The sequence below is a fragment of the Microbacterium sp. CGR1 genome, from assembly GCF_051062835.1.
In the GTDB taxonomy this organism is placed as follows: domain Bacteria; phylum Actinomycetota; class Actinomycetes; order Actinomycetales; family Microbacteriaceae; genus Microbacterium.
Map to the genome: position 1 here is coordinate 526,047 of NZ_JAOTPG010000001.1, position 22,006 is coordinate 548,052.

The 22,006-nt window shown below is 67.5% G+C and carries 19 protein-coding genes; 14 read left to right on the plus strand and 5 right to left on the minus strand.

What is annotated here, in order from left to right; translation table 11 throughout:
- Positions 1 to 18 precede the first annotated feature (18 nt).
- The 8 genes from tsf to OD997_RS02615 all read left to right on the plus strand — a co-directional run bounded on the left by tsf (position 19) and on the right by OD997_RS02615 (position 5,742).
- Positions 19 to 846, plus strand: coding sequence for a translation elongation factor Ts (tsf, locus tag OD997_RS02580; protein ID WP_056307904.1), 828 nt, complete (start codon positions 19 to 21; stop codon positions 844 to 846).
- Between the two features lie 90 nt (positions 847 to 936).
- Positions 937 to 1,653: a UMP kinase gene (pyrH, locus tag OD997_RS02585; protein ID WP_056307902.1), complete on the plus strand. Its 717-nt coding sequence runs from the start codon at positions 937 to 939 to the stop codon at positions 1,651 to 1,653.
- A gap of 66 nt (positions 1,654 to 1,719) precedes the next feature.
- Positions 1,720 to 2,274 (plus strand): ribosome recycling factor, encoded by a 555-nt coding sequence (frr, locus tag OD997_RS02590; protein WP_056307900.1) that lies wholly within the window; start codon positions 1,720 to 1,722, stop codon positions 2,272 to 2,274.
- Positions 2,275 to 2,279: 5 nt separating this feature from the next.
- Positions 2,280 to 3,419 carry a phosphatidate cytidylyltransferase gene (locus tag OD997_RS02595; protein WP_434330226.1) on the plus strand — a complete coding sequence of 380 codons (1,140 nt, stop codon included), beginning with the start codon at positions 2,280 to 2,282 and terminating at the stop codon, positions 3,417 to 3,419.
- Positions 3,419 to 4,003: a DivIVA domain-containing protein gene (locus OD997_RS02600; RefSeq protein WP_434330227.1), complete on the plus strand. Its 585-nt coding sequence runs from the start codon at positions 3,419 to 3,421 to the stop codon at positions 4,001 to 4,003. The genes OD997_RS02595 and OD997_RS02600 overlap by 1 nt, the downstream gene beginning before the upstream one ends.
- Before the next feature lie 66 nt (positions 4,004 to 4,069).
- The gene (locus OD997_RS02605; RefSeq protein WP_434330228.1) at positions 4,070 to 4,729 is read left to right on the plus strand and encodes a transglycosylase SLT domain-containing protein; all 660 of its coding nucleotides are present in this window, start codon (positions 4,070 to 4,072) and stop codon (positions 4,727 to 4,729) included.
- A 9-nt stretch (positions 4,730 to 4,738) separates the two neighbouring features.
- Complete coding sequence (locus tag OD997_RS02610; protein WP_434330229.1) at positions 4,739 to 5,026, plus strand: hypothetical protein; 288 nt, start codon at positions 4,739 to 4,741, stop codon at positions 5,024 to 5,026.
- A gap of 2 nt (positions 5,027 to 5,028) precedes the next feature.
- On the plus strand, positions 5,029 to 5,742 hold the full coding sequence (locus OD997_RS02615; protein ID WP_434332322.1) for an alpha/beta hydrolase: 714 nt from the start codon (positions 5,029 to 5,031) through the stop codon (positions 5,740 to 5,742).
- On the opposite strand, the gene OD997_RS02620 is transcribed toward OD997_RS02615, so the two are convergent.
- A complete protein-coding gene (locus tag OD997_RS02620; protein ID WP_434330230.1) occupies positions 5,739 to 6,800 on the minus strand; it encodes an AI-2E family transporter in 1,062 nt (353 codons plus the stop codon). The two genes, OD997_RS02615 and OD997_RS02620, sit on opposite strands and share 4 nt — an antisense overlap.
- Before the next feature lie 177 nt (positions 6,801 to 6,977).
- Between OD997_RS02620 and OD997_RS02625 the strand changes: the two genes are divergently transcribed.
- Positions 6,978 to 8,966, plus strand: coding sequence for a glycosyl transferase (locus OD997_RS02625; RefSeq protein WP_434330231.1), 1,989 nt, complete (start codon positions 6,978 to 6,980; stop codon positions 8,964 to 8,966).
- Positions 8,963 to 9,892, plus strand: coding sequence for a tetratricopeptide repeat protein (locus tag OD997_RS02630; protein ID WP_434330232.1), 930 nt, complete (start codon positions 8,963 to 8,965; stop codon positions 9,890 to 9,892). Before OD997_RS02625 ends, OD997_RS02630 begins: the two co-directional genes overlap by 4 nt.
- 18 nt (positions 9,893 to 9,910) lie before the next feature.
- Here OD997_RS02630 and glgB read toward each other — a convergent pair whose 3' ends face one another.
- The 3 genes from glgB to glgX all read right to left on the minus strand — a co-directional run bounded on the left by glgB (position 9,911) and on the right by glgX (position 16,324).
- The gene (gene glgB, locus OD997_RS02635) at positions 9,911 to 12,115 is read right to left on the minus strand and encodes a 1,4-alpha-glucan branching protein GlgB (protein WP_434330233.1); all 2,205 of its coding nucleotides are present in this window, start codon (positions 12,113 to 12,115) and stop codon (positions 9,911 to 9,913) included.
- Positions 12,112 to 14,175, minus strand: a complete 2,064-nt coding sequence (locus OD997_RS02640; protein ID WP_434330234.1) for an alpha-1,4-glucan--maltose-1-phosphate maltosyltransferase — start codon at positions 14,173 to 14,175, stop codon at positions 12,112 to 12,114. Before OD997_RS02640 ends, glgB begins: the two co-directional genes overlap by 4 nt.
- Before the next feature lie 76 nt (positions 14,176 to 14,251).
- Positions 14,252 to 16,324 carry a glycogen debranching protein GlgX gene (gene glgX, locus OD997_RS02645; protein WP_434330235.1) on the minus strand — a complete coding sequence of 691 codons (2,073 nt, stop codon included), beginning with the start codon at positions 16,322 to 16,324 and terminating at the stop codon, positions 14,252 to 14,254.
- Between the two features lie 94 nt (positions 16,325 to 16,418).
- Between glgX and OD997_RS02650 the strand changes: the two genes are divergently transcribed.
- Genes OD997_RS02650 through OD997_RS02665 form a run of 4 tightly spaced genes read left to right on the plus strand, consistent with a single transcriptional unit; the run spans position 16,419 to position 21,541 of the window.
- Complete coding sequence (locus OD997_RS02650) at positions 16,419 to 17,594, plus strand: cysteine desulfurase family protein (protein ID WP_434330236.1); 1,176 nt, start codon at positions 16,419 to 16,421, stop codon at positions 17,592 to 17,594.
- Between the two features lie 9 nt (positions 17,595 to 17,603).
- Positions 17,604 to 18,701 carry a tRNA 2-thiouridine(34) synthase MnmA gene (gene mnmA, locus OD997_RS02655; protein WP_434330237.1) on the plus strand — a complete coding sequence of 366 codons (1,098 nt, stop codon included), beginning with the start codon at positions 17,604 to 17,606 and terminating at the stop codon, positions 18,699 to 18,701.
- Positions 18,702 to 18,743: 42 nt separating this feature from the next.
- A complete protein-coding gene (gene ligA, locus OD997_RS02660; RefSeq protein ID WP_434330238.1) occupies positions 18,744 to 21,059 on the plus strand; it encodes an NAD-dependent DNA ligase LigA in 2,316 nt (771 codons plus the stop codon).
- Positions 21,056 to 21,541, plus strand: a complete 486-nt coding sequence (locus tag OD997_RS02665; RefSeq protein ID WP_434330239.1) for a hypothetical protein — start codon at positions 21,056 to 21,058, stop codon at positions 21,539 to 21,541. The genes ligA and OD997_RS02665 overlap by 4 nt, the downstream gene beginning before the upstream one ends.
- Positions 21,542 to 21,546: 5 nt before the next feature.
- On the opposite strand, the gene OD997_RS02670 is transcribed toward OD997_RS02665, so the two are convergent.
- The gene (locus OD997_RS02670) at positions 21,547 to 22,002 is read right to left on the minus strand and encodes a GNAT family N-acetyltransferase (RefSeq protein ID WP_434330240.1); all 456 of its coding nucleotides are present in this window, start codon (positions 22,000 to 22,002) and stop codon (positions 21,547 to 21,549) included.
- Between the last annotated feature and the right edge of the window lie 4 nt (positions 22,003 to 22,006).

Consider the following 22,006-nt stretch of genomic DNA (forward strand, 5'->3'; position numbering starts at 1 on the left):
AGCAAGGAGCCACCACACATGGCCAACTTCACCATCGCCGACCTCAAGGCGCTGCGTGAGCAGCTCGGCACGGGAATGGTCGACACCAAGAAGGCGCTCGAGGAGGCTGACGGAGACGTCGAGAAGGCCACCGAGATCCTGCGCCTGAAGGGTGCCAAGGGCAACGCGAAGCGTGCTGACCGTTCCACCAGCGAGGGCCTCATCGTCGCTCGCGAGCAGGACGGCGCAGTGACGCTGATCGAGCTCGCCTGCGAGACGGACTTCGTCGCGAAGAACGAGCGCTTCATCGCACTGGCCGACAAGGTCGCAGACGCCGTTGCAGCGGTCAAGGCGGACTCGGTCGAGTCCGGTCTCGCCGCCCAGGCGGGCGACAAGAGCGTCGAGCAGGTCATCTCGGAAGAGGCTGCGATCATCGGCGAGAAGGTCGAACTGCGTCGCGTGCGCACGGTCTCGGGCGACAAGGTCGAGGTCTACCTGCACCGCACGAGCAAGGACCTGCCGCCGCAGATCGGTGTCGTCGTCGCCTACTCGGGTGACGATGCCGAGACCGCTCGCAGCATCGCGCAGCACATCTCGTTCGCGAACCCGTCGTACCTCTCCCGCGAGGACGTTCCGTCCGACGCTGTGGAGAAGGAGCGCGAGATCGTCACCGAGATCTCCCGCAACGAGGGCAAGCCGGAAGCGGCTCTGCCCAAGATCGTCGAGGGCCGTGTCTCCGCGTTCATCAAGCAGGTCGCCCTGCTCGAGCAGGACTACGCGAAGGACAACAAGCTCTCTGTCGCCCAGGTGGCGAAGGACGCCGGTATCACCGTGACGGACTTCGCGCGCTTCAAGGTCGGCGCGTAACATCGTCGAAGGGGTTCGGATCAACGCGATCCGGACCCCTTCTTCATGCCCAGAAGGCACTATCTTGAATCGGGACGAGAGGATCACCCCATGACCGACCGCACAGGACGCCGCCGCGTTCTTCTCAAGCTCTCCGGTGAGGCGTTCGGCGCCGGCCAGCTCGGTGTCAACCCCGACGTCGTCAGCCAGATCGCTCGCGACATCGCCGCAGCGGTCGACCGCGTCGAGATCGCCATCGTCGTCGGTGGTGGCAACTTCTTCCGTGGCGCGGAGCTCAGCCAGCGCGGCATGGACCGCGGGCGCGCCGACTACATGGGCATGCTCGGCACGGTGATGAACGCTCTCGCTCTCCAGGACTTCCTCGAGCAGGCAGGGGCCCCCACACGCGTGCAGTCAGCGATCTCGATGACGCAGGTGGCCGAGCCTTACATCCCGTTGCGCGCGGAGCGTCACATGGAGAAGGGTCGCGTGGTGATCTTCGGCGCCGGCGCCGGCCTGCCGTACTTCTCGACCGACACGGTCGCCGCGCAGCGTGCTCTCGAGATCGGCGCGGAGGAGGTCCTCGTCGCCAAGAACGGCGTCGACGCCATCTATACCGCCGACCCGAACAAGCACGCGGATGCTGAGCGCATCGAGCGCGTCACGTATCGCGACGCCCTCCAGCGCGGACTCAAGGTCGTCGACTCGACGGCGTTCAGCCTGTGCATGGACAACAACATGGACATGCGCGTCTTCGGCATGGAACCCGCGGGCAACGTCACGCGTGCTCTCCTCGGCGAGCACATCGGCACTCTGGTCACGGCCTGAGCGCCTGCCGGTGCTCGAGGGCCCGGCCCGATAGAATTTCAGAACACCCCGACGATAGGAGTCACCGTGATCGCGGATGTCCTCGCTGAAACCACCTCCCGCATGGCACGAGCCGTCGAGGCCGCCAAGGAGGACTTCTCCACGGTGCGCACGGGTCGTGCGAACCCGCAGCTCTTCCAGAAGGTCCTGGTCGACTACTACGGAACGCCGACTCCGCTCGCGCAGCTCGCCTCACTCGCGAACCAGGAAGCGCGCACGCTCATCATCACGCCGTACGACAAGTCGGCGCTGAAGGGCATCGAGCAGGCCATTCGCGATATGCCGAACCTCGGCGCGAACCCCACCAACGACGGCAATCTCGTTCGGGTCACGATGCCCGAGCTCACTGCCGAGCGTCGCAAGGAGTACGTGAAGCTCGTCAAGACCAAGGCGGAGGACGCCAAGGTCCACGTCCGAGGCATCCGCCGCAAGGGCAAGGATGAGCTCGATGCCCTGAAGAGCGAGCTCGGCGAAGACGAGATCGCCAGGGGAGAGAAGGAACTCGACGCCCTCACGCGCCAGCACGTCGACCTGATCGACGACGCACTCAAGCGCAAAGAGGCCGAACTCCTCGAGGTGTAGGCGGCATGTCCGACGACTCCACCGGTGACGGTACCGACAAGCCGCAGACGCGTCGTGAGGCGCGCGACTCGTCGACCCCGACCGGCGGCATCCCCCTGGTCGACGATGCTTTCCCCGCATTCGACACCACGAGCATCCCGCCGCGGCCTCCGTTGCCCGCAGAGGTGCCCGTGGTCACGGCGTCCACACTGGACACCGCCGATCACAACGCCATCCGCGAGCAGTGGAGAGCGGCCAGGGACGAGCTGGGCAACCATGTCTCGCACGCTCGGGGCCAGCTCGATCAAGCCAATGAGCGCATCAAGGAGCGCACTGGGCGCGACCTGATCCTCGCGACGCTGATCGGTCTCGCGTTCGGTGCAGCGCTGCTCGCTTCGCTGCTCTTCATCAAGGTCCTGTTCGTGCCTTTCGCGTTGGCGGCCGCCCTGTTGGGCGTCTACGAGCTCTCGCTCGCCCTTCGCGCGTCGGGACGACGGATCGACGTGGTGCCGCAGTTCATCGCCGCGACCCTTCTCGTGCTCTCCGCCTTCTTCCTCGATCTCTGGCTCGTCTGGGTCATGCTGTTCCTCGCCGTCGCGTTCGTGATCGTCTGGCGACTCGTCGCGCAGATGATCGCCAAGGACGGCAGAACGTACGGCGACGTGCTCACCGATGCCGTCATCAGCGGTTTCGTGCAGATCTACGTCCCGTTCCTCGCCGCCGTCGCCCTCATCCTGCTGAAGCAGGAGGGCGGTCAGTGGTGGGTGCTGAGCTTCATCGCGATCGCCGTCGTCGCCGACACCGGCGCATACGCCGCAGGTCTCGCCTTCGGACGGCATCCGATGGCTCCCAAGATCAGCCCCAAGAAGACGTGGGAGGGCTTCGGAGGTGCGGTGGTCGGGTCGATCGCGGCCGGTGTTCTCCTCGCGATCTTCCTGCTTCATATCCCGTGGTGGATCGGAGTGATCTTCGGCGTCGCGATCCTGCTGTCCGCGACGCTGGGCGACCTCGGTGAGTCGATGCTGAAGCGCGACCTCGGCATCAAGGACATGAGCTCCTGGCTTCCGGGGCACGGCGGGCTCCTCGACCGGTTGGACAGCATCCTGCCGTCCACGGTGCCCGCGCTGTGCCTCTATTTCCTCTTCTCCTCCTGGGTGGTGCTGTGATGGTCTCCGACGACGTGCAGGTAGCGAACGATGCCGTCGAGGCGCCTCCCGCCTTCTCGCTCACGAGCGGCCGTGTGCGCGGCTATCACCGCGCCGCGGTCGACACCTTCCTCGCGGCTGCGCGAACGGCTTTCGAGAGCGACGCCGACGATCTGGGCGCGGCGGATGTGCGGGTGGCATCGTTCCCCCTCGTCAAGAACGGCTATGTCGTGGCAGAGGTCGATGCAGCGCTGGGCCGGGTCGAGGACGCGCTGGCCGCGCGCGCTCGAGATCGAGTGGTCCGCTCTCGTGGAGCGGGTGCATGGGTCGAGCAGGCACGTGACGACGCGCAGGTGATCCTCGATCACCTGGCCCGCCCGAAGCGTCACCGTTTCGCGCGCACCGGCGTCCTCACCTTCGGCTACCGCATCGACGAGGTCGATCACGTGGGCACGCGCATCGCCCGCTATCTGCGCGATGGCGAGCCCCTGACGGCCGAGCAGCTGCGCGCTGCGGCGTTCCGGATGCAGCGTGGCGGCTATCGCGAAGAGCAGGTCGATGCCCTGCTCGATGCGGCCGTGGACGTGATCCTGGCTGTTCGCTGAGCGTTCCGATGGCCGTCTCAGACCGCAGCGGGTAGACTGCCTCTCATCGTGAACTCCCGAAACGACATGACTCCCCAGCGAAACGACGTCACGCCTGTGCCCGCATCGGCGACTCTTTCGGCGCGCAAGGGCAGCCGCCGCCGCGGCGTCGTGGGCTTCTTCAGCGCACTCGCCGTCGTGGGCTTCGCGGCGGCGATAGTCGCTCCGACAGGTGTCGCCCTCGCAGAGCAGCCCGCCGAGGCGAGCCCCGAGTCGGCGTACTCCGTGGCGCTCACGGAGACCCAGAACCTCACCGTCTCGGTCGAGGGCGCGGCCATCGCGCCCATCCAGCGAGGAACATTCTCGGTCTACGTGACCCCGAAGCCCACACCGACCCCGACGCCGACGACGGCGTCTTCCGGCTCCTCGTCGAAGTCCACCAGCTCTGCACCGCTCTTCTACACCGGTGGCGGCGCTCCTGCCGAGTGGATGGCTGCTGCGGGCATCGCCGAGTCCGACTGGGGTTACGTCGACTACATCGTCTCGCGTGAGAGCGGATGGAACCCTAACGCGACGAACAAGTCGTCGGGTGCCTGCGGTCTCGTCCAGGCGCTGCCCTGCAGCAAGGTGCCCGGCAACGGATACGACCCGGTCGACAACCTGCGCTGGGCGACGGGATATGCGACCGGGCGATACGGCAGCTGGGCAGGCGCGCACGCCTTCTGGACGAACAACCACTGGTGGTGAGCGGCCGTCATGGCCCGCTCCCGCAGACGCCGTCCGGCGCGCCCTGACACCGAGGACTCACTCGATCGTCTTCTGGCGTCCTGGAAACGCACTGAGGTGCGCCGCGGCTCCGAGTGGACCGTGCAGCCGGTATCGGCGGCACAGGCGCTCAAGGACTACATCTGCCCCGGTTGCGGACGCACCGTCGCGCCCGGCACCGCTCATCTCGTGATCTGGCGCGCGGACGGCGTGCTCGGTGACGCCGCAGATCTCGCCGCCCGGCGGCATTGGCACACACACTGTTGGAGGATTGCGTGAGCATCGAGATCCGTGGACCACTCGAGCTTCCTGCCCGGCGCGAGGACATCGTGCTGGAGACGGCGGATGAGCTGACGCTCGTGGGTGAACTGGCGGTTCCGGAGTCATCCGACCCGGTCGCCACTCTCGTGACACTCCACCCGCTGCCCACGGCGGGTGGCTTCATGGACTCGCACATCATCCGAAAGGCTGCTGCACGGCTTCCGGCGTTGGCCGACATCGCGGTCCTGCGATTCAACACGCGCGGCACCACGTCGCCTCGGGGCACCAGCGATGGTGCGTTCGACGGGGGAGCGGCGGAGCAGTTCGACGTCGCCGCGGCGATGGATTTCGTCCATGAGCGCGGCCTTCCGCGCCCGTGGTTGCTCGGCTGGTCCTTTGGCACGGAGCTCGCCCTCAAATACGGGCGAGAGCACGACGTCGAGGGGATCATCCTCCTGTCGCCGCCGCTCCATCGCGCGACCGAAGCCGAGGTCGCCGCATGGGCGGGAGAGGATGTCGAGGTCGTCATCCTGGTTCCTGAGCTCGACGACTACCTCCGTCCGGCCGAGGCGCGAGAGCGGTTCGCGGCGATCCCGCATGCGAACCTGATCGCCGTCGAGGGCGGCAAGCACCTCTGGGTGGGGGAGAGCCAGACCAGGCGCGTCCTCACCGAGATCGTCGCTGCGGTGAATCCTGCGGCACTGCCGCTGCCGAACGAGTGGCCGGCGGCTTAGAGCTCGTTCATCCGCGGGATCAGCACCTGGCGGTAGAGGATCAGGATGCTGGCCGCGACCGGGATCGCGATGAGCGCGCCCAGGAGCCCCAGAAGGCTTCCTCCCGCGAGTGCCGCGACCACGACGACTGCTCCAGGGACAGATACAGCGCGGCTCATGATCCTCGGCGAGATCACGTACGCCTCGATCTGCATGTAGATCAGGTAGTAGATCGCCGCCGCGATCGCGGTGGCGGGGGAACCGAGACCGGGGATGAGGCAGACGAGCACGATGATCGTCGAGCCTGTGAGGGTTCCCACGAGCGGGATCAGCGAGAAGAAGAAGGCGACGACCGCGAGCACGGCCGGGAACGGCGCATCGATGATCGTCAGGAAGATCATGCTCAGGACGCCGTTGATGACACCCTGGGTCACCTGACCCATGACGTAGTAGCCGACCGAGTCCGTGATCTGCTCGGCGAGGTCGATGAAGCGCTCGCGTTTCGACGCGGGGGCGAGTTGATACACGGCTCGCTTCAGCGAGGGCGTGGAGGCCGTCAGATAGATCGTCAGGATCAGGACGATGAACGCCCCGAAGAGGCCGCTGACGACGGCGCCGCTGGCTGCGAGGACGCTCTGGCCGATGGACCCCCCGATCTGGGTGAGATTCGTCTCGAGCCAGTTCGTCACGTAGGCGAACACGTCGTCCACCTTCAGATTCGGGAAGGTGTCGACCATCCACTCTCGGAGGTCGGCGAGGAATGTGTCGCGTTGGACGATGGCAGTGATCTGCGCGATGAGCTGGGAGATCTGGTCGACGAGCACCGGGATGACGATCAGGATGATCCCCGCGAAGATACCGAGCACACCCAGGATCGTGATCAGCACCGCGAGCCAGCGGGGGAGTCGCTTGCGTTCGAGGAATGACACGAGCGGGTCGAGACCGAGGCTGAGGAACAGGGCAGTGCCGACGTAGAGCAGCACGGTGGACAGGCTCTCGACGCTTCCGATCAGCAGGATTCCCAGCCCCACGCCGAGCGTCGCCACGAGGGCGGTGCGGAACGGGTTGTGGATCTTCATCAGGGCTCCTCGGAGATGCGGATGATGCAAGGTTATCGACCGGGCGATGCCTGATCGTCACGACGTGCCGGGACGATCAGGCATGCCCTCGTGGGCAACACACAGGTGATTTCGCTAGTCTGAAATGTCGAGTGTTGCGACTCGGGCGCTCGTCCGGGTCGTGTGAGGAGACTATTCGTGCGTTTCGTATGGGCCGTCGTGGCCTTCGTGCTGGCTGCGGGACTGATCGCTGCGGGCATCGCGCAGCGAACCGTTTTCATGGGTCCGTCGACCCAGGAGACCTCGGTCGCCGTGGAAGAACCTGCGCCCTATGTGCTCCTGGACGGCGACGTCCTGAGGGAGCACCCGGGCGCTCAGACCCTGCTCGTCCGTGGCGACGGCGACATCTTCGCCGCCTACGGTCGGACCGCTGACATGGAGGCGTGGCTGGCTGACGCCTCGTACAACCACGTCACCGTCGGCAAGGACGGCGAGCTCGATGTCGAGCTCGTGGACCCGGCCGCGGCAGGCGACGACGACACGAGTACGGATGCCCCCGAGACGACGCCCGCTCCCGAGGAGACACCCGCTGAGGACGGAGCGGCAGCCGAGACCGGCCGCAGTCCTGTCGGATCTGATCTCTGGCTCGACTCCTTCACCGACACCGACGCGCTGATCGCGGACATGCAGCTTCCCGAAGGCGTCAGCCTTCTCATCGCGCACGACGGCACCGCCGACGCGCCTGACGACATCGTCGTCTCCTGGCCGCTCGACACGTCGACGCCTCTGGCGGGTCCGTTGATGGCAGCCGGCGCCGCCGTGCTGCTGGTGGGTCTCGTCCTGTACGTGCTCGGCATCCGCCACCAGCGCCGCGGACGCGGTCCTCGGCGGAAGGGACCAGGGCCTCTTCCCGCGACCGAGCCGATCGATGTGGGCCAGCTGCCGCCGTCGGAGCGGAAGGCGATCGAGGAGACCTCGACCAGTGAGACCGCGAAGGGATCCGCTTCGGCCGATCACGCCGTCGACGGCGAGACCGGAAGCGGCATCGAAGAGGAGCGCTCGGTGAATGACGGCGACTCGCCCGGCGACCGCAAGTCCGAGATGCGCGCCACCCCGCCGGCACGCAGGCGCCGGATGCTCGCGATCCCGGCCCTCGCGTTGACCGCGCTTCTGGCGACCGGATGCTCGGCGGACTCCTGGCCGCAGTTCGGTGAGGGGACGCCCAGTCCTTCGCCCAGCGCGACGGTGATCGCCCCCGAGAACCAGAAGCCCCCGGCAGTGACCGAGGCGCAGGCCAAGCGCATCCTTCAGGAGGTCTCGACGACTCTCTCGGACGCCGATGCCGCGATGGACATCGATATGGCGGGAACCCGCCTCGACGGTCCGGCGCTGACGGCACGGAAGACCGAGTATGCCCTCCGCACCGCTCTTCCCGACACCGCCGTGCCTGCAGCCATCCCGACCGATGACGTCGAAGTGATGCTGCCCGAGGCCACCGACCGCTGGCCTCGCACCGTCCTCCTCCTCTCGAAGAGCGACGGCGATGACACGGTTCCCCCGGTCGTCCTGACGATGACCCAGCAGGATCCCTGGTCCAACTACAAGGTCAACAACATGGCCGAGATGTCGGCCGACGCCGTCTTCCCCGAGGTGGCTGCCCCGTGGCTCGGAACCTCTCTCGTCCCAGACGACTCCGCCTTCCTCAGCCTGCCGCCGAGTGAACTCGCCGCGACGTTCTCGGACGTCGTCGACGCCGGCGAGCAGAGCGCGTCATACGGGATGTTCGACGAGATCTCGCAGAACCTCGCGAAGTCGATCCGCGACAGTCGCCAGGCCGTGGTGCAGAACCTCGCGGACAACGGCGCGGCCGCGACATCGCAGACAGCCTTCGACATCGCACCGGCGGAATCCGCCCCCGTGTCGATGACCACTCTGGGAAGCGGTGCCATCGTCGCCGTCTCTCTGGTCGACACCGAGACGGTCACGCCGACCTCCGCGGATGCGGTGATCCGTTTCGGCGACAACGCCCAGGCGAAAGCGCTGACCGGTGTCACCGAGTCCGCCAAGGGCGTGACGACCAAGTACGAATTCCAGTTGTTCTTCTCCGTCCCCGCCCAGGGCTCGACGGAGCAGATCCGACTCCTGGCCGTGCGCCAGGACCTTCTCTCCGTCGAGGTGATCAAGTGACCGATATCTCTCCTGCCGCGCTCCGAGGAGCCGTCGACCTCTCCACTCTCCGCAACCGGCCGACGACGCCCCCGGCCGGAGCGCCCGCGCCCGCGGCGGGTGTCGCCGATGTTGTCGTCGATGCGACTGATGAGACGTTCGGGCAGATCCTCGAGGTCTCGCGCACCGTTCCCGTGGTCGTCGACCTGTGGGCCGAGTGGTGCGGGCCCTGCAAGCAGCTGAGCCCGATCATCGAGAAGGTGACACGCGAGCTCGGCGGCAAGGTGCTTCTCGCCAAGGTCGACGTCGATGCCAATCCTCAACTCGCGCAGAGCTTCCGTGCGCAGTCGATTCCGATGGTGGTCGCTCTCATCGCGGGCCAGCCTGTTCCGATGTTCACCGGAGCGGTCCCCGAGCAGCAGGTGCGCGAAGTCTTCGCGCAGCTGCTTCAGCTCGCCGCCCAGAACGGCGTCACGGGCTCGCTGGACGTCGGCGAGGCCCCTGCAACCGAGGAGGCCGCTGAGGAACCGCCGCTGCCGCCGCTGCACGCGGAGGCCTTCGCCGCGATCGAGCTCGGCGACTACGCTGCAGCGATCGTCGCCTACGAGAAGGCCCTCGCCGAGAATCCTCGTGACGAGGACGCGATCGCCGGTCTCGGCCAGGTGCGTCTGCTTGATCGTGTGCAGAAGCTCGATCTGCAGGACGCCCGGGCAGCCGCCGCAGCCGGTCCGCTCGACGTGCAGGCGCAGTTCGATGTCGCGGATCTCGATCTCGCGGGCGGGCATGTCGACGACGCGTTCGGACGCCTGCTCGACCTGTTCGCTCAGCTTCCCTCGGACCAGCGCACGCCGGTTCGTGAGCGGCTCATCGAACTTTTCGGTCTCATCGGCGCGGCCGATCCGCGTGTCATCGCGGCACGCAACCGGCTCTCGTCGCTGTTGTTCTGACCGCGTAGCGCGCCGCGGTCAGCCGTTGCTGATCGTCGGCACGTGCGGGTCGCTCTGATGGCGGAGCCAGATCGTCGACAGCGCAGGGATCGTCATCGTCGCCGTCGGGGTGCCGCCGTCTACGGCGTCGGCGACGACCACGCCCAGGTTGCCTGAACCGCGTCCGCCGTATTCCGCAGCATCCGTGTTGAGGATCTCCTGCCAGATTCCCGCGCTGGGCAGAGCGAGGCGATATCCGCTGCGCTCGACGCCGGCGAAGTTGCTGATCACCACGAGCCGGCCGCCGTGGGCGTCGCGGCGCTCGAACGCGATCACGTTCGGATCCCAGCTGGGCGCACCGAGGCGCGAGAACGACGAGCCGTCGTTGTCGCGCTCCCAGAGCGGTGCCTGCGCTCGATAGGTGCGGTTGAGCTGCCCGACGAAGCTCTGCAGCTGCGCATGGGACGGTTGCTCGAGCAGCCACCAGTCCAGCTCACGGGACTCGGACCACTCTGCGAGCTGCCCGAACTCCTGTCCCATGAACAGCAGCTTCTTTCCGGGGTGCCCCCACATGTATCCCAGGTAGGCGCGCACGTTGGCGAGCTTGTGCCAGTGATCCCCAGGCATCTTTGCGAGCAGGCTGCCCTTGCCGTGCACGACCTCGTCATGGCTGATCGGCAGCAGGTAGTTCTCGCCGAACGCGTACACGAAGGAGAACGTCATCTCGCCTTCATGATGCGCGCGGTACATCGGGTCTCGCTCGATGTACTGCAGCGAGTCGTTCATCCAGCCCATGTTCCACTTGAAACCGAAGCCGAGACCGGCATGATCGGTCGGAGCGGTGACACCGGGGAAACTGGTGGACTCCTCCGCGATCATCAGCACGCCGGGGTGCACACGGTAGGCCGTCGCGTTGACCTCCTGCAGGAATCGGATCGCCTCGAGGTTCTCGCGCCCGCCGTGGATGTTGGGTTCCCACTCGCCGTCGTTGCGGGAATAGTCGAGGTAGAGCATCGAGGCGACGGCGTCGACGCGAAGCCCGTCGACATGGAACTCGCTCAGCCAGAACAGCGCGTTCGCGACGAGGAAGCCACGCACCTCCGGACGGCCGTAGTCGAAGATGAGCGTGCCCCAGTCCTGGTGCTCGCCCCGCCGGGGGTCGGGGTGCTCGTAGAGCGGCTGGCCGTCGAATCGCGCCAGCGCGAACGCATCCTTCGGGAAATGGCCCGGGACCCAGTCCATGATGACGCCGATGCCCGCCTGGTGCAGGCGGTCGATCAGATAGCGCAGGTCGTCCGGGCTGCCGAAGCGGCTCGTCGCCGCGTAGTAGCCACTCACCTGATAGCCCCAGGAGCCGCCGAACGGGTGCTCAGCGAGCGGCATGAACTCCACATGGGTGAAGCCGGCCTCTTCGACGTGCGCGATGAGAGGCTCGGCTGCATCCCGATAGCTCAGTCCGCCTCGCCACGATCCCAGGTGCACCTCGTACACCGACAGGGGCTGCGCGACGGCGTGAGTCGCCGCCCTGCGGGTCATCCACGCGCCGTCCGACCACGCGTAGGTCGACTCGGTGACGACGGACGCGGTCTCCGGCGGGAGCTGCGCGGCCTGCGCCATCGGATCCGCTTTGAAGATCCACGCACCCTCGCGCGTCCTGATCTCGTACTTATAGGTCGTGCCGACCGGGAGATCGGGGATGAACAGTTCCCAGATCCCACTCACACCCATCGAGCGCATGGCATGGGCCTCGCCGTTCCACCCGTTGTGGTCACCGACCACGCGAACGGCGGTGGCGTTGGGAGCCCACACGGCGAAGGCGACGCCTGCGTCACCCTCCACGACCCGCGGATGGGCGCCGAGCACCTGCCAGAGGCGCTCGTGACGCCCCTCTGCGATCAGATGCACGTCGATGTCGCCCAGCGTCGGGAGATGCCGGTAAGGGTCGCCGTTGACCGTCTCGGCGTCCTCGCCGTAGGCCGTCGCGATCCGGTAGGGCACCGGGGGGCCGTCGTGATGCCCCTCCCAGATGCCGTGCGCGACGTGGTGCAGCCCGAGGCGGGTGCCGTCGCGGAAAACAGCTGCCACCGAAGCCGCAAGCGGACGACGAGCGCGGATCACGGTGACGGTGCGGTCGCTCGCGTCGGTGACCGGGTGCGATCCGAGCACCGAATGTGGGTCGTGATGGGATCCTGCCGCCACCGCCGCCCATTCCGACGACGTCGTCGCATCTTCCAGGTAGCTCATGAACGCTTCCTCACCTTCAGGATGTGCACCGGCTCGGCGAAGGCGTCGAGCCGCACGTAGTTGTGGTCTGCCCATGTCCAGACGGCTCCGGTGAGGAGGTCCTCGACGTCGAAGTGCTCGCCCAGAGGAACGCCCCAGATCGTCGTGTCGAGGTGGACCGTGGTCTCCCGCACCGAGTGGGGATCGACGTTGGCGACCACGATGAGGGTGTCCGCGACGCCCGTGCCCGTGAACGCGGCGTCCAGATGCTTGCTGTAGACGAGTACCGAGTCGTCATCGCTCCAGTGGACCGAGAGGTTGCGCAGTTGACGGAGAGCAGGGTGTGCGCGTCGGATCTCGTTCAGACGACGGAGCAGAGGGGCGAGTGAGTCGCCGGCGGCTTCGGCTCCCTCCCAGTCGCGAAGCTTGTACTCGTACTTCTCGTTGTCGATGTTCTCCTCGGACCCCGGGCGGGCCACGTTCTCGAAGAGCTCGTAACCGGCGTACACGCCGTATACGGGGGCGGCGGTCGCACCGATGCAGGCGCGGATGCGGTACGCGGCGCGCCCACCGAACTGCAGGTACTCGGTGAGGATGTCGTGGGTGTTCACGAAGAGGTTCGGCCGCATGTAGTCGCTGGTCTCCTGCGACACGGTGGTGAGGAACTCCTCGAGTTCGGCCTTGGTGTTGCGCCACGTGAAGTAGCTGTAGCTCTGCTGGAACCCGACGGCGGCCAGCGCTCGCATGACAGCGGGGCGGGTGAAGGCCTCGGCGAGGAAGATGACATCGGGGTCGGCGGCGTTCACGGTGGCGATCAGCCACTCCCAGAACTGCAGCGGTTTGGTGTGCGGGTTGTCGACACGGAAGATCTTCACGCCTTCGCGCACCCAGTGCTGCACTATGCGGAGCATCTCCTGGTAGATGCCGGCCGGGTCGTTGTCGAAGTTCAGGGGGTAGATGTCCTGGTACTTCTTCGGCGGATTCTCCGCGTAGGCAATCGTTCCGTCGGGAAGAGTCGTGAACCACTCCGGGTGCTCGGCGACCCACGGATGGTCGGGCGAAGCCTGCAGAGCGAGATCGAGGGCGACCTCCAGGCCCTCGCTCCGCGCCGCACGTACGAAGGCGCGGAAGTCGGCAGGCTTGCCGAGATCGGGGTGGATGGCGTCATGGCCGCCCTCCGTCGCGCCGATCGCGTAGGGGGAGCCTGGGTCTTCGGGCTCGGTGGTCAGCGTGTTGTTGCGCCCCTTGCGGTTGGTGATCCCGATCGGGTGGATCGGGACGAGGTAGATCACGTCGAACCCCATCGCGGCGACCGCCGGAAGTCGCTTCGTCGCGGTGCGGAAGGTGCCGCTCTTGATCGAGCCGTCCTTCAGGCGCTTGGCTCCCTCTGACCGGGGGAAGAACTCATACCAGGCGCCTACCCCCGCTGCGGTTCGCTCGACGAGCAGCGTGTGGGCCGCGGACGTGGACCGCAGCGTCGTCAGCGGTCGCTCGAGGAACACCCGGGCGAGCTCGGCATCTGTCGACAGCGCGATCGTGGTGTCTGCGCCTCCTGCCAGAAGCGCGGCGGAGTCTGCGGCGAGACGCTTGCGCTGCGCGAGAGGGCGGTCCTTCTCTGCGGCGGCCCGGGTGAGGAGCTCGGCGCCGAGTGCGGCCATGACGGGCACGTCGACGCCGGCCGCCACCTTCAGCTCGGCGGCATGGGCCCAGGTCGCGAAGTCGTCGGAGAACCCCTCGAAGCGGAACGTCCATCTGCCCTGGGCGTCGAGCGCGACCTCGGCACTCCACCGGTCGGTTCCGTCGAGGAGCGGAGAGAGGCGATGGAGCGACTCCTCACCGTCAGGCGACGTCAGCCGCAGCTGCACACCGATCAGGTCGTGACCCTCGCGGAAGGCGACGACGCTGAAAGGCACGACTTCTCCCACGAACGCCTTGGGTGAGAACCCGCCGGGAACAGCAGGTCTCACGTCCACCAGCGGAATACGCGTGGCGCGGAGCGAGTCGCCGTCCGACACGACGCCCAGCGGACGCAGAGGGATCTGAGCGGGACTCCGGAGAGCCTGAGGACTGGTGCTGCTCATTCGTGCGGCCACCCCCCGAATGTACCGCTACCGACGCACCGCGGGTAGCGAGCGGACGGCTTCGGCGCGCCGCACGTCATTCGACGCGGAAGAGCCTCATCGAGGTGCCGGGGATCGGCAGGATGTCGCCGGGCGCGAACGTCTCGCCGTCGACGCCGGGGCGTTCGTCGGCGCTCGACCACAGCGACACGAACCGGGTCGCATCCTCGAGTTCCTCGGGCAGTCGCACGTCGATCGGCGACTCCGTGCCGTGCACGATCAGGAGGATGCGATTGGCCGCTTCACGGTCCGGAGTGGAGGCGGCCACATACTGCAGTGTGCGGTTGCCCGGGTCGGTCCATTGCTCGCTCTCCATCGTGTCGCCGTTCTGGTCGAACCAGTCCATGACGGAGGCGTTCGGGATGTGTTCGCCCAGTCGCGCGTACCGGCTCGGTCGCAACGCGGGGTTCTCGGAGCGCAGCTCGATCAGTCGGCTGACATGGGCCCTGAGGTCCTCCTGCCACGGCTCGGGCTCCCAGCCGAGCCAGGTCATCGCGGAGTCCTGGGCGTAGGCGTTGTTGTTGCCCCGCTGCGTGCGCCCGACCTCGTCACCTGCGGTGAGCATCGGAATTCCGGCGGACAGCAGGAGGGTGCCCAGCAGGTTCCGCATCGCCTTGCGCCGAGCCGCGAGGATGGCCGGGTCGTCGGTCGGGCCCTCGATCCCGTGGTTGAACGCGCGGTTCATGTCGGCGCCGTCGCGGTTGTGCTCGCCGTTCGCCTCGTTGTGCTTGACGTCGTAGGAGACGAGGTCGTGCAGGGTGAAGCCGTCGTGCGCCGTGACGAAATTGATGCTCGCGAGCGGCCCGCGCTCGTCGGCGAAGGTGTTGGAGGATCCGGCGAGACGCGTCGCGAAGCCACCGATGCCGACCGGAGCCGACGCCCTGCGCGCATAGTCGATGTCACTCAACCAGAAGTTGCGCACGCGGTCGCGGTAGCGGTCGTTCCACTCCAGCCAGCCCTTCGGGAAGTTACCGGTCTGCCAGCCGCCCATCCCGACGTCCCACGGCTCGGCGATGAGCTTGGTCTCTTTCAGGATCGGATCGTCGGCGATCGCCGCGAGCAGCGGGTGCTCGGGGGTGTACGTGTGCGAGCCGTCGCGCGCGATGGCGGCGGCGAGATCGAATCGGAACCCGTCGATCTGCATCTCCTGGGCCCAGTAGCGCAGTGAGTCGAGGACGAGGCGGGCGCCGGCATCCGTCGAGGTGTCGAGCGTGTTGCCGCACCCTGTGGTGTCGATATACGCCCCGGACGAGTCCTGACGGTAGTAGCCGGCGTTGTCGATGCCGCGCAGGCTCGAGCGGGGGCCGCCGAGGCCCTCCTCCGAGGTGTGGTTGTAGACGACGTCGAGAATGACCTCGAGCCCGGCCTCGTGAAGCAGACGCACCATCCCCTTGAACTCCGCGAGCACGGCCTCTGGGCCGCCCTTTCGCGCGTCTTCGGTCGCATACGCGTTGTGCGGGGTGAAGAAGTTGAGGGTGTTGTACCCCCAGTAATTGGTGAGGCCGCGCTCGAGCAGCCGGGGCTCCGGCACGAACGCGTGCACGGGAAGCAGCTCGATCGAGGTGATGCCGAGCTCGTGGAAGTACTCGATCATCGCGGGGTGTGCGAGGCCGGCGTACGTTCCGTGCAGCGCCGGCGGCACGTCGGGATGACGCTTGGTGAGGCCCTTGAGATGCCCTTCGTAGATGACCGTGCGATCGAGCGGGATGCGCGGCTTGACCGAGTCGCCCCAGTCGAAGCCGTCGACGATCACGACGGATCGCCATTCCTCGTAACCGTCGCCCTGGGCGAGCCCGCGCGCATACGGGTCGAGCAGGAGCGTCTCGGGGTTGAAGGTGTTGCCGGGGCCGTGCGGTCCGCCGACGCGGATCGCGTAGCGGGTGCCTGGTTGCAGCAGCTCGGTCGTGACCTCCCAGACACCGCCGGGGAGTCGTTCGAGGTCGACCTGATCGGTCACCCAGTCCAGGTCTGTGGCATCGAAGACGACGAGCTCGATGGACGACGCGTTCTGCGACCAGACGCGGAGGGTTCCGACGCCGTCGTGAAGGCGAACGCCGAGGTTGTCGAGTGCAGTACCGCCGGGCACGGTGATGTCTCGGATCGCGGGCATGAATACACCATAGGGGTCTGCGCTCGGGTCTCAGGACACCATGCACTCAGTTCCATGTGCGCTCCAGCGAGCGAAAATGGGGGAGAGTTGAGGGATGCAGCACTATCTCGATCACGCGGCCACGACCCCGCTGCGCCCCGAGGCGCGCGAGGCGTGGCTCGACGCGAGCGCGATCGTCGGCAACGCGTCGTCGACTCACGGAGCGGGGCAGGACGCCAGGCGCCTGCTCGAGGAATCGCGAGAGCGTGCCGCCGCAGTGCTCGGGTCCGATCCCATCGAGGTCGTCTTCACGTCCGGGGGAACGGAGTCGATCAATCTCGCACTGCAGGGGCTGTGGCAGGCGCGCCCCGCGGGGACCGACGCGATCGTGATGCCGGATGCCGAGCATCACGCGACCATGGACACGGTGGAGGCGCTCGTCGGGGCGGGTGCGCTCCTTCGCGCTGTTCCGGTATATCGCACGGCGGAGATCGACGTGACCGCATTCGAAGCCCAGCTTCCGGGTGCGGCGCTGGCCACAGCCCTCGTCGCCAACAACGAGGCGGGCACCATCAACGACGCCATGGCCCTCACCTCATCCGCCGCGTCAGCGCAGGTTCCCCTTCACCTCGACGCGGTGTCGGCGCTCGGTCATGTTCCACTCTCCTTCCGCGCACTGCGAGGTGACGCCGCGGACGCCGTCGGACTGGTCGCGATGAGCGTCGCCGGCCACAAGATCGGCGCTCCCGTCGGTGTCGGCGCCCTCGTCACATCGCGCACCGCGCGTCTGGCCGCCATCCTCCGAGGAGGCGCACAGCAGCGCGGCCTCCGCGCGGGGACCCAGGACGTCGCGGGCGCCGCTGCGTTCGCCGTCGCCCTGGAACTCGCCGAGTCGGAGCGGCTGACGGAGAACACCCGACTGAGCGAGATGCGCGACCGACTGGTCGAGGGCATCCTCACCCGTGTTCCGACAGCCGAAGTCCTCGGGGATCGCGTCGAGCGGCTGGCGGGCAACGCGCACATCCTGTTCCCCGGCGCAGTGGGGGAGAGCCTGCTCTTCCTGCTCGACATGGCGGGGATCGCGGCATCCACCGGATCCGCATGCCAGGCGGGTGTGGCAGAGCCTTCGCACGTGGTGATGGCAATGGGACGCAGCGAGCAGGATGCGCGCAGCGTGCTCCGCTTCTCGCTGGGACGCACATCCACGGATGCAGACGTCGATGCGGTCCTCGCATCGATCGCCGACGCGTACTCGCGCGCATCCGGCTCCGGCTCAGCCGCACGCTCGTAGACTGGTTCCATGAGGATTCTTGCGGCCATGAGCGGTGGGGTGGACTCCGCCGTCGCCGCCGCGCGCGCGGTCGATGCCGGTCACGACGTCGTCGGCGTGCACCTCGCGCTGTCCCGCGCCGGGGGAACCCTGCGCACGGGCAGCAGAGGATGCTGCACGATCGAGGACGCACTCGATGCCCGACGTGCAGCCGACCTCCTCGGCATCCCGTTCTACGTCTGGGACTTCTCGGAGCGGTTCCGCGAAGACGTGATCGCCGACTTCGTGTCGGAGTACCAGGCAGGTCGCACCCCGAACCCCTGCATGCGCTGCAACGAGAAGATCAAGTTCGCGGCCCTCCTCGAGCGCGCGATCGAACTCGGCTTCGACGCGGTGTGCACAGGGCACTACGCCACTCTGATCCCGACCGATGCCGGGCTCGAGCTGCATCGCGCAGCCGACAACGCGAAGGACCAGTCCTACGTGCTCGGAGTGCTGACGGCCGAGCAGCTCGCCCACACCTACTTCCCGCTCGGCACGACGCCTTCGAAGGCCGTCGTCCGGGCAGAGGCCGCAGAGCGCGGATTGACCGTCGCTCAGAAGCCCGACAGCCACGACATCTGCTTCATCCCCGACGGCGACACCCGTGGCTGGCTGGCCGAGAAGGTCGGCACGGCGACCGGCGAGATCCTCGACCGCACGGGTGAGGTCGTGGGCTCGCACGAGGGTGCGCACGCGTTCACCGTGGGCCAGCGGCGCGGACTCAAGCTCGGGGTTCCGGCCGCTGACGGCAAGCCGCGATTCGTGCTCGAAGTGCGCCCCGTCTCGAACACGGTCGTGGTCGGCCCGAAGGAGGCGCTCGCGATCCGCGAGATCGCCGGCGAGCGGTTCAGCTGGGCGGGAGCCGCGCCCGTCGATTCGGAGTTCGACTGCGAGGTGCAGATCCGCGCTCACGCCGAGCCCGAGGTCGCTCGTGCCTTCGTCACATCCGAGGGCGTGCGCGTCGTGCCCGATGAGCCGCTCAACGGTGTCGCTCCGGGCCAGACGGCGGTGCTCTACGTCGGCACGCGCGTGCTCGGTCAGTTCACGATCGATCGCACGGTGTCTGCGGTACCGGTAGACGCGTAGCGCCTCCCTCGGGATGTCGGAGGGCGCTCGTAGACTGGCGGAGTGCCGGAGAACATCTCGTTGGAAGACGCCCGTATCGAAGCCGACGGGCTGACCACTCGCATCCTCGAGGCGAAGGACGCGTACTACGGGCGAGACACGTCCGTCGTCGACGACTTCACCTATGACGGGTGGATGCACCGGCTCGAGGAGCTCGAGCGGCTGCATCCTGAGCTCCAGGGCCAGGATTCGCCCACGCAGATGGTGGGCGCGGCCGAGGCGACTGGGCTCGCGACCATCGAGCACGCCGAGCGGATGCTCAGTCTCGATAACGTGTTCTCGATCGACGAACTCCGCGAGTGGGCCGCGAAGACGCGCGCCGCTGCGGGGCGAGACGTCGACTGGCTCACCGAGCTCAAGATCGACGGCCTCGCGATCAATCTGCGCTATGAGAACGGGCGCCTGACGTCGGCGGCGACCCGGGGCGACGGACGCGTCGGCGAGATCGTCACCGAGAACGCACTGCGTCTTCCTGAGATCCCGCTGGAGCTCAGCGGCGACGGACATCCTCCGATCGTCGAGGTCCGAGGCGAGGTGTTCATCCCCGTGGCCGCCTTCGAGCGTCTCAACGCCGCACAGGCGTCGTTCCGCGACCGGGCGTATGCCGATGCGCTGGCGCGCTGGGAGGCGCGTGGCGGCGTGAAGAAGCCCTTCGACGAAGAGAAGGCGCGCACGGCGGCGGCCCGCCGTTTCCCCTCCTTCGCCAATCCGCGCAACGCGGCGAGCGGCGGTCTGCGTCAGCAGATCGACAAGAAGGATGGGCTCGAGCTTAAGGCGGGGATGCTGCGGATCGAGTCCCTCGCTCTCTACGTGCATGGCATCGGTGCCTGGGAGAACCCGCCGGTCGCCGCGCAGAGCCAGGTGTATGAGCAGTTGGCCGAGTGGGGGCTGCCCACGAGTCCGCACACCAAGGTCTGCACGAGCATCGACGAGGTCGCGGCGTTCGTCGAATACTTCGGTGAGCACCGCCACGACATCGAGCATGAGCTGGACGGCATCGTCGTCAAGGTCGACGAACTCTCGCTGCATGACGAGCTGGGCGCCACGAGCCGAGCCCCGCGGTGGGCGATCGCTTACAAGTACCCGCCCGAAGAGGTGCAGACGAAGCTCCTCGACATCGTCGTCTCCGTCGGACGCACAGGTCGGGCGACACCCTTCGCGGTGATGGCACCCGCACACGTCGCCGGCTCCGTCGTCCGACAGGCGACCCTGCACAACAAGGACGTCGTGAAGGCGAAGGGCGTGCTGATCGGCGACACGGTCGTACTGCGCAAGGCGGGCGACGTGATTCCCGAGGTTCTCGGCCCGGTCGTCGAGAAGCGCGACGGCACCGAACGGGAGTTCGTGATGCCGGTGGAGTGCCCCGAGTGCGGCACACCTCTGCGTGCGATGAAGGAGGGCGACATCGATCTGCGCTGCCCGAACGCGCGATCATGCCCCGCACAGGTGCGCGGGCGCGTCGAGCACATCGGATCGCGCGGGGCACTCGACGTCGAGGCGCTGGGCGAGGTCACGGCCGCGGCTCTGACGCAGCCGACGTTCCCCGAGGTTCCTCCTCTCGAGACAGAGGCCGGTCTGTTCGCGCTGACCCTGGACGAGATCGTGCCGATCGAGCTCTTCGTGCGCGACGCCGAGACCGGCCTGCCGAAGGAAGACGACGACGGTCTCGTCAAGACGCGAGCACCCTTTCGCCGGAATCCCAGCGCGGCGGAAAAGAAGTCCGGTCTCACGGGTCCTCAGCCGTCCTCTCAGGCGCTCACGCTTCTGGCGGAGCTCGAGAAGGCCAAGACCAAGGATCTCTGGCGTCTTCTCGTGTCGTTGAACATCCGCCACGTCGGGCCTGTCGCCGCCCGAGCCCTCGCGCAATGGTTCGGTTCGCTCGATGCGATCCGCGCGGCATCCCGTGAAGAGCTCGCGGCGGTCGAGGGAGTGGGCGGCATCATCGCCGATTCGCTGCTGGCCTGGTTCGACGTGGACTGGCATCAGGAGATCGTGCGGCAGTGGGCGGACGCCGGCGTGCAGTGGGCGACCCCCGGACACCCGGGCCCCGGCGCTGCGGTCGTCGAGGGCGGTGTGCTCGACGGTCTCACCATCGTGGCGACCGGCTCACTAGACGGCTACACGCGCGACGGAGCGCAGGAGGCCATCATCAAGGCCGGTGGCAAGGCGGCGTCGAGCGTCTCGAAGAAGACCGACTTCGTCGCGGCGGGGCCGGGGGCCGGATCGAAGCTCGGCAAGGCGGAGGAGCTCGGCATCCGCATCCTCGACGCGGCACAGTTCCATGTCCTCGTCACCGAAGGGCCGGACGCGCTCGGATGAAGCGCTACGGGCCGCTGATCGTCGTGCCCGGTGCACTGGCCATCGGCGACCCTGGTAGGCACCATCTGCGTCTCACGCCGGACGCCGTGCTGTTCCGCGAGGGCACCCAGAACCGAGGGATCGTTCCCTGGAACCAGGTCGAGCGTGTCGTTCTGGACGTTCCTGTGACGCGATTCCGGTTGCCGGGTCTCGTCAGCACGGTCGTGATCGGTGCCCTGACCTTCCTCGCTCTCGCAGACCTCGGAATGGACCCGGAGGACGGCACGGTCGACGTGGTCATCGATGGCGAGGCGACCACTGCACCGCTGAGCCGCCATCATGTCGGCGGGTACTGGGCTCCCACCATCGACGGCGCCCATAGGCTGCTGCAGCACCTCATCGACCACCCGGAGCAGCGATCGCTGCTGACTCGACCCGAACCGCTCATCGACGTGGCGGCCCGCCTCGCCCGCAGTTCGGCGACAGGCCCGTCAGGCTCCTGACCCGCCTACGCATCCGAGATGCGCTGGAGCAGCTTCGGCGAACCGCTGAACCCGAGCCTCTGATAGACCGTGACAGCGCGTTCGCTCGAGTGCACGGTGACCCTGGATGCGCCGGCACCGTGAGCGTGGGCTGCCGCCGCGTCGACGAGAGCGGTTCCCACACCGCCACCACGGTGCTCGGGCAGCACGAAGACGCTCTGGATGTCTGCCGACAGGCGATTGCTCGCACCAGGGCTCGGGACTCGGGGGAGAAGTGCGACCCATGCGGCGCCGACGATCTCGTCATCGATCGTCCGCGCGACGAACGCGGCGTGCGTGGCCCGATGATGGTCCCACCAGGATGCGAGAGCCGTCACGAACGATTCGAACTCCGCGTCCGCGGCATCGTCGGCGGCTCTGTCGATCCACTTCACGCGCGCCAGGCCCCGAACATCGTCGGGGCCTGCGCGGTCGATGTGCACGTGC